This window comes from Vibrio sp. D431a (assembly GCF_030248655.1).
Classification (GTDB): Bacteria; Pseudomonadota; Gammaproteobacteria; order Enterobacterales; family Vibrionaceae; genus Vibrio; species Vibrio alginolyticus.
Genome location: NZ_JAHGAP010000030.1, coordinates 1 through 6,328 on the forward strand (window position 1 = coordinate 1; position 6,328 = coordinate 6,328).

Annotated in this window: 11 protein-coding genes; all 11 read right to left on the reverse strand. The window is 39.3% G+C overall.

Annotated features, from left to right (window positions below; all coding sequences use genetic code 11):
• Nucleotides 1–130: 130 nt before the first annotated feature.
• A complete protein-coding gene (locus KJB35_RS23595; RefSeq protein ID WP_213906130.1) occupies nucleotides 131–535 on the reverse strand; it encodes a hypothetical protein in 405 nt (134 codons plus the stop codon).
• Between the two features lie 151 nt (nucleotides 536–686).
• Nucleotides 687–971, reverse strand: coding sequence for a MazG nucleotide pyrophosphohydrolase domain-containing protein (locus KJB35_RS23605; RefSeq protein ID WP_021452995.1), 285 nt, complete (start codon nucleotides 969–971; stop codon nucleotides 687–689).
• Nucleotides 972–1,143: 172 nt separating this feature from the next.
• Nucleotides 1,144–1,539, reverse strand: a complete 396-nt coding sequence (locus KJB35_RS23610; RefSeq protein WP_238951983.1) for an ACT domain-containing protein — start codon at nucleotides 1,537–1,539, stop codon at nucleotides 1,144–1,146.
• 138 nt (nucleotides 1,540–1,677) lie between these two features.
• Nucleotides 1,678–2,076, reverse strand: a complete 399-nt coding sequence (locus KJB35_RS23620; RefSeq protein WP_285358834.1) for a DUF6232 family protein — start codon at nucleotides 2,074–2,076, stop codon at nucleotides 1,678–1,680.
• A gap of 148 nt (nucleotides 2,077–2,224) precedes the next feature.
• Nucleotides 2,225–2,701, reverse strand: coding sequence for a GNAT family N-acetyltransferase (locus KJB35_RS23625; protein ID WP_285358836.1), 477 nt, complete (start codon nucleotides 2,699–2,701; stop codon nucleotides 2,225–2,227).
• A 150-nt stretch (nucleotides 2,702–2,851) separates the two neighbouring features.
• Nucleotides 2,852–3,253, reverse strand: coding sequence for a DUF2007 domain-containing protein (locus KJB35_RS23630; RefSeq protein WP_213965708.1), 402 nt, complete (start codon nucleotides 3,251–3,253; stop codon nucleotides 2,852–2,854).
• A 149-nt stretch (nucleotides 3,254–3,402) separates the two neighbouring features.
• Nucleotides 3,403–3,708 (reverse strand): NIPSNAP family protein, encoded by a 306-nt coding sequence (locus tag KJB35_RS23640; protein ID WP_285358847.1) that lies wholly within the window; start codon nucleotides 3,706–3,708, stop codon nucleotides 3,403–3,405.
• Nucleotides 3,709–3,879: 171 nt separating this feature from the next.
• On the reverse strand, nucleotides 3,880–4,395 hold the full coding sequence (locus KJB35_RS23650) for a hypothetical protein (protein WP_285358840.1): 516 nt from the start codon (nucleotides 4,393–4,395) through the stop codon (nucleotides 3,880–3,882).
• A 143-nt stretch (nucleotides 4,396–4,538) separates the two neighbouring features.
• Nucleotides 4,539–4,910 (reverse strand): hypothetical protein, encoded by a 372-nt coding sequence (locus tag KJB35_RS23660; RefSeq protein WP_158173957.1) that lies wholly within the window; start codon nucleotides 4,908–4,910, stop codon nucleotides 4,539–4,541.
• A 161-nt stretch (nucleotides 4,911–5,071) separates the two neighbouring features.
• Nucleotides 5,072–5,701: a hypothetical protein gene (locus KJB35_RS23670; RefSeq protein WP_285358844.1), complete on the reverse strand. Its 630-nt coding sequence runs from the start codon at nucleotides 5,699–5,701 to the stop codon at nucleotides 5,072–5,074.
• Nucleotides 5,702–5,755: 54 nt separating this feature from the next.
• On the reverse strand, nucleotides 5,756–6,328 hold a 573-nt coding region (locus KJB35_RS23675; RefSeq protein ID WP_306309427.1), incomplete at its 5' end, for a GNAT family N-acetyltransferase.

Here is a 6,328-nt window from a genome sequence, read left to right on the forward strand (position 1 = left end):
TCCTTAAAGTACATAACGCCTTGTTAAGGTGTGAGGCACGCAATACCGAAGCCTCCGCATACCACCTTAACCACTAAAACCAACGCATAGTAAAAATGCCACGCGTGCCGAATCACTCTTGAACAATTTGTTAGCCCTTTTTCAAAAGGTTAAGACTTGTATACGACAACCAAACCACCAAGATTGCCAGTAAGTTTAGAGAAACTGTTACTTCATTAACATTCACACTTATCGGTACTTCAACTCCAAAAGAAAAGGCTAAGGAAAAGTTAGGTGTTTCTATGCCTATCATCTGAATTAAATAAAGAACGATCATTAACTTAAATACCCAAAGCTTCTTTTTTAACAACCCGTAAAAACTAGACAAGTTCAAGCTTAGCATCACTAGAACGATGGCAAATGTGAGAAAAAGACTCGAAGAGCTCAATTGATTAACTTGGGCAAGCAAGGTAAATAGTAGAAACAGAGTAACTGAAACAGATATACCCTGTAAAAACAGCAAGAATTTTGTTCTTTTTAAATGATTTTCAAACAATTTTATATTTTCTCCTTGAGGGCTAACGCCTTGTTAAGGGGTGAAGCACGCAACACCGACGCTACCGTATACCGCCTTAATCACTAAAACCAACGCATAGTAAAAATGCCACGCGTGCTGAATCCCTCTTGAACAATTTGTTATACGCGTTTTATCGGTTGTACTTAACCTTGTTCAAAACTTCTTTTAGTTCATGCGTTTTCTCAAGGTTTACACCGTGAATATTGGCTAAAGCACAAACATAATACAAGACGTCATATAACTCTTCTGCGATTGAACCTTTAAGTTCATCTAGAGTTGGTTGCCCACGTTTACCTTTGCGAATAGATTCCGATAATTCGCCAACTTCTTCGATTAGTTTTAAAAAATAGTGTTCAGATTGCTCCGGCGCATAATCGAATTCTTTTATATGACTTTGTAACTCAGATAACTTCATAACGTCCTTTTCGTATCATTTTCCATAAAGCGTATAACGCCGCATTAAGTGGTGAGCAACGCAGACCACTGCACTTAAAGTATTGTATCGTAAACACTAAATTCAAAGTAAACCAAAAATGCCGAACGTTGGGAATCCGTCTTAAATGCTTTGTTAGCAATATGGCTTAACCCTATGCACTGAACTCTTCTAATGCTGAAACTGCCGCTTCTGCTTTACCACTTTGAACAAAGATATGGTCGTGATAATAAGCTGCAATGACATTAGCACTAATACCCTTTGATGCTAACTTGCTAGCCACTGCTGCTGTAAGACCTACAGCTTCCAAACTGGAGTGCACCGTCAGAGTTATTTGACTATATGTACCATCAAACGACAAACCTGCCTTTTCTGCCGCTGATTTCTCTAGAACCAAAGTTAAACCCTCATATTCAATAAACGTGGCAACTGGATTTAGGTCAACATAGTCTGCTAGCACACCAGAAACTGTACAAAATACGAACTCTGATTCCATTAGTTTTGGGCTCATCGAACGCAATAATTCGTCTAGGTCTGTGATTCCTGACATATCGGTTTCCTCTTATATTGCTAACGCCTTGTTAAGGTGTGAGGCACGCAATACCGAAGCCTCCGCATAGCACCTTAACCACTAAAACTAACGCATAGTAAAAATGCCACGCGTGCCGAATCACTCTTGAACAATTTGTTATACGAATTTTTTCAGTGCCAACACTTGCTGTTCAAATAACTCACAATCTGACTTTGAGTATGACTTAGCGACATTAACCCATTGAACGCCCGTTTCATCTATGTGGTGAAACTCGACTTGAAGTGCATATTTGGAACAACGAAAAAGAGCAAAAACCAAACCTACAACCGTCAGACTAAGAGCTAAAACTAGTAGCCATTGTGGCACCTCTTCCAATCTTGGAATAACTAACCAAACTGCCCCTGAAAAAACACACACCCAGAATAAAACTTGACCTAAATTATCAAGAAAACTTAACTTTTTAACCCTAACATTGTTTATCTTAGACAAAGGATATGAGTCTTTCTTAAACCTGAACTCTTTTGAATCCAAGTTAAAATCAGTATTTTTGTACATAATTTCCCTCTATTCGTATAACGCCGCGTTAAGTAGTGAGCAACGCCGACACCTAAACTAAACCATTGCACCGTAAGCACAAAACTCAAATTGGACTAAAAATGCCACGCGTTGCGAATCTGCCTTAAACGCTTTGTTATACGATGCCTCACAGCAAGCGCTGAAACAGACCGTTTTTAGCTGTGAAACCGAGTTTGTCAAACAAAGCTTGAGACCGAAAGTTACCCTCATCAATATCTGCATATAACTTTTCAATGCCCAAAGACTTAGCATGAGGAATTAATAAACTAAGAGCTTCCGACATATACCCTTGTCGCCAGTACGATGAGTTTAGTAAGCATCCGACCTCACAGGAATCACCACTATCACTAAAACTATGTAAACCGCAGGTTCCAATAACTTTGTTTGTCGCTTGCTCTATAACCGCCCATTCCCACGATTCACCTGATTTCTCTAGTCGGACGACGCTTTCTAGCACCTGAACTATCATATCTTTCGATGTAAAAACTGGGTCTGAGGCAAATTCCATTGTTTCAATATCACCATAAATTTCAAACAAATCATCAGAATCATCCGTTTGAATTGACCTCAAAACAATTCTACTTCCGTGTAAATCAGGCTTCATTTTTCTCCTTAATCGTATAACGCCGCGTTAAGGGGTGAACAACGCAAACCACCCAACCTAAGCAATTGTGCCTTAAACACAAAAGCCAAACATTGAACCAAAACCGCCAAGCGTTGAGAATCCCTCTTGAACGCTTTGTTATACCACTACTCAAAGCTTTTCACTGAACTCCCCACACTGCTTACACTTGTAACCATGCTTGTAAAAGAACAGTGGAAAACCCAGTAAAATAAATACTAAGAAAGCTGGACGCTTACCTTTTGTAAATGCATATAGCTCTGTGCTACTACAGTTAGGGCAAACATCTTTTGCTTCATCAACGGCAACTTCTTTTTCCAGTAATTCTGAGAAGTCACTACTGAGTATTTGTTTCGCTTCCTCTGCATCACTCTCGGTCACCATCAGACGAACACCGCCCATGGCGTTTGAATAAAGCCACTGGGTATTCACCGTGTGCTCGTCAGCAATGTGACTTTCTATTCCCGCACTATCGAGGCTCGCTTTCGCAATATGAGCTTCATGAGGAAAAGAAAACCTTGCTACTACAATCACATATTACTCCTTGTGGTATAACGCTTTGCTAAGGTGTGAAGCACGCAATGACCAAGTATCCGCATGGCACTTCAACACCGAAACTAACGCATACCAAAAATGCCACGCGTGCTGAATCACGCTTAAGCAACTTGTTATGTGTAGCTTTTTCAACCGAATACTAGTCTAAAAAAGCTACGTTCATAGCTAATAATACAGTCCATTTTATCGGCAAATTCGAAAGCTTTAATACACTCAGGATCATTTAGAGACTTGGCACGATAATCTTCGTATGCTGACAAACTTTCAAACGTGAATAGTGCCATAGCTATATTGTTTGCACCTTCAGATGGTAGAAAATAGCCATTATGTTGACCACCAAACTTTTCAACGAGTGGTATCCACATTCTCGCGTATTCTTCGAACTCTTTGACCTTCTTTGGGTCTATGACATATCTGACATAGCAAGTAATCATAACCATTAATTCCTTATAATTGGTTGATTTTTGGGGCTACACATAACGCCCTGTTAAGGTGTGAGCAACGCAATACCGAAGCTCCCGCATACCACCTTAAACACTAAAACCAACGCATAATAAAAATGCCACGCGTTGCGAATCACTCTTAAACAGTTTGTTAGAGCACACTTACACGATATTGTCCGTATAGTTCTTTACGTAATCGACTACATTCAACGTTGCTTTCCAACGCTTTTTTCCCAAAGAACCATAATAATATATGTATGGATTGAAATACCGTTGAGTCATGCCCTGCACTTCAACTTCGACGTCATATCTAATGGTATCAGCATGAATGATTTTATTGCAGGCTTCTCTCAAGTTAAGATCAACAGTGTTTTCTGGCTCATTGAGGTTCGGAATTAAGATTCCGCTTTTCGTATTATATTGATGAAGGTCTTTGTGCTTATCATCTATCACACGCGCTATTACAGCAGAACTTAATAGTATTCTAGTTGCTTCAACTTCAAAAAATGGATCGAGTGTGTACATAGCATGGTTCAGCTCACCATCTGCGTTACATAGTTTCGATAATGTTTTGCTAGCTAAAAACTGATTGAGCAACCTGTAGAGGTCTAGTTTTGTCACCTCTAAATCAGGACTATAACTATTGTCAAAATATCTTGGATTTTCCCATTCAGCCATTTATTGCCTCCGTGTGTTCTAACGCCGCGTTAAGTGGTGAACAACGCCAGTCACCAAAACTAAACCATTGTACCTTAAACACTAAATTCAACTTAAACTGAAACCGCCAAGCGTTGTGAATCCGCCTTAAACGCTTTGTTATATTAATCGTTGTACTCGACTTTATTACTAGTCAGCTTAACTAACTTCCTATGTTGGAGTTCACTAACAATATCAGAGACTTCGGCTTCAGAAATACCACCTTGAAACTGAAACATTGCTTTGATTGAGTTCGTTAGCGATTTTGTTTTCACTGGTCTTAATTTAAGCAAGCGTTCATATACATAGGAAATAGTGTCAATTTCTTGCTCTTCCACAATGGCTTCAGGAACAGCAGGTTTTGGTTTAATTGTTCGATCTTGAGGATTAACTGATTCCTCTTCCTTGCGAGCAGTTTGAATTAGCAACTGTGCAAGCCGCAACTTATCGCGATAATCTAGTTGCTCGCATGCTAAGGCGATGACATCATAGTTCATAGAAACTCCTTTTGTGCTCGAATCATTTGATTAATATAACGCCCTGTTAAGGGGTGAGCAACGCAATACCGATGCCGCCGCATACCACCTTAATCACTAAAACCAACGCACAGTAAAAATGCCACGCGTTGCGAATCCCTCTTGAACAGTTTGTTATGTGTCTAGCTCATTGTTAATTTTGAACAAACAAATACTAATATAGTTACAGCTAGATATCCCACACCAGTAAATATTTCAAAGGGTCTTCTAAAGTTTACTTTTACGTAAGTTGAAAACCATGTAACAAGCCATGTCAAAAAAACGAAACCCAATGTCCATATAAAATCTTCATTTTCAAGAAGATCAAAACCAAAGTAGCCAATAACAAATACAGTGCCTGACAAACCAATTAAATAGTTTTGCATATGAAGCCTTATCATATTTGTGCGTTTAGCCCACTTTAAGTTTGATGCAAGTAAATAGAAGCTATTCCCTGAAACAATTGCAAGTGTAGAACTTAAAAAAGAAAAAACTCCAAAGTTTTCGCTCAAAATTAAACTTGTAGCATCATGAAGTTTTTTATTATCCGCTACCCCTATAGACCACATAAGTAACATTAGGAAGAACCATAATAGGAATAGAGTACATAAACTACTTATAAAAGCAGAACCATGTGACTCTATAGTCCCAGGACGTTCCGCATTTTTAACCCAACTTACAATATTATCTTTGTTACTCATAAACCAATATTCATCTAATTTTTCATAAAAAACACATAACGCCGCGTTAAGGCGTGACGTAATGCGTGCCATACTGTGAGCGAAGCGAAACTGGCACGCGTTGCGGAATCGCTCTTAAACGCTTTGTTAGCACACAATTTCCAAACTGTACTCCGTTGTATTTTCACTATTAGAAACTATCTGTTCAAAACCCAATTTCTTTAGTACTGAAGAGCTTCGACTATTCCAAGAATGGACACCCGCCCAAATATTACCTTGATACCCCGAACTGCAAACATGTGATAACAAAGCCTTGCACATTTGCGTCGCTAAACCCTGCCCCCAGAATTCCGGATTAACCCAATAAGCTAAAGCCAAACGATTTTTCTGAGGAAACAATGTAACCTGACCAATAACTTGGGAATTAGCCAAGCGGCGACAACTCCAAACGTAACATTTATCCATATTCCAGTCTGAAGCACGATCTGAACACCAATCTTCAGCTTGGTTTAGTGTTTTAATTTTTGCTAACGGAAGCGACTTAGGGAATAAATCTGAGCTTACTGCTGTTAGTAAATACACAGCATCGCCAGTTTCTATTGGAGTAAATACAAAACTCGAACATTCAAATTTCCTCGCGAATTTCAAAGCTGTCCCCTTGTGTGCTAACGCCCTGTTAAGGGGTGAGCAACGCAATACAAAAGCCGCCGCATACCACCT

Coding starts and splice junctions, on each gene's coding strand:
- KJB35_RS23605 (WP_021452995.1), bottom strand. CDS start 971: ATGAAGTTATCTGAGTTACAAAGTCATATAAAAGAATTCGATTATGCG.
- KJB35_RS23610 (WP_238951983.1), bottom strand. CDS start 1,539: ATGTCAGGAATCACAGACCTAGACGAATTATTGCGTTCGATGAGCCCA.
- KJB35_RS23620 (WP_285358834.1), bottom strand. CDS start 2,076: ATGTACAAAAATACTGATTTTAACTTGGATTCAAAAGAGTTCAGGTTT.
- KJB35_RS23625 (WP_285358836.1), bottom strand. CDS start 2,701: ATGAAGCCTGATTTACACGGAAGTAGAATTGTTTTGAGGTCAATTCAA.
- KJB35_RS23640 (WP_285358847.1), bottom strand. CDS start 3,708: ATGATTACTTGCTATGTCAGATATGTCATAGACCCAAAGAAGGTCAAA.
- KJB35_RS23650 (WP_285358840.1), bottom strand. CDS start 4,395: ATGGCTGAATGGGAAAATCCAAGATATTTTGACAATAGTTATAGTCCT.
- KJB35_RS23660 (WP_158173957.1), bottom strand. CDS start 4,910: ATGAACTATGATGTCATCGCCTTAGCATGCGAGCAACTAGATTATCGC.
- KJB35_RS23670 (WP_285358844.1), bottom strand. CDS start 5,701: ATGGCACGCATTACGTCACGCCTTAACGCGGCGTTATGTGTTTTTTAT.